This is a genomic window from Rheinheimera maricola, assembly GCF_016918075.2.
GTDB lineage: Bacteria > Pseudomonadota > Gammaproteobacteria > Enterobacterales > Alteromonadaceae > Alishewanella > Alishewanella maricola_A.
In genome coordinates, this window is sequence record NZ_JAERPS020000026.1 from 1 (window position 1) to 535 (window position 535).

The 535-nt window shown below is 45.4% G+C and carries 2 tRNA genes; both read left to right on the top strand.

Annotated features, from left to right (window positions below):
• Nucleotides 1–81 precede the first annotated feature (81 nt).
• Nucleotides 82–158, top strand: a tRNA-Ile gene (locus I4W93_RS20245).
• 219 nt (nt 159–377) lie between these two features.
• Nucleotides 378–453: transfer RNA gene (locus I4W93_RS20250), tRNA-Ala, on the top strand.
• Nucleotides 454–535: the final 82 nt, after the last annotated feature.

The following is a 535-nucleotide window of genomic DNA, read 5'->3' on the forward strand; positions in this document are numbered from 1 at the left end:
ACGTGAATTGAAGTTATAAGTGTTCACACAGATGATTGATTGTAACGTAGAGCAAACAGTAAGAACCATTGCGGTTACGGCTGGTCTGTAGCTCAGGTGGTTAGAGCGCACCCCTGATAAGGGTGAGGTCGGTAGTTCGAGTCTACTCAGACCAACCAATTTCGCACCATGCGGTGTTATTTTAAACCTCACATACTTTAAGTATGCTTCGGTTTGAAATGCCTTGCCTGGCACGAAATTCCAGCGAAAGACTTATTGCGATGATGTGAGCTTTAGGCAAGGCATGCAACGAGCGAGTGAAGGAGCGTACATCAGTACGTGACTGAGTGAGTAAGGCGGCATAACGCAGCATAAAGGTCAAAGCAGAAGCAAGAAGAGGGGTTATAGCTCAGCTGGGAGAGCGCCTGCCTTGCACGCAGGAGGTCAGCGGTTCGATCCCGCTTAACTCCACCATTACTTTTAAGTAAATACTGTTTGAAAACTCAAAGATAAGTTCTTCTAAAAGAAGTATTTCTCTTTGAGCTTTATGCTCAAC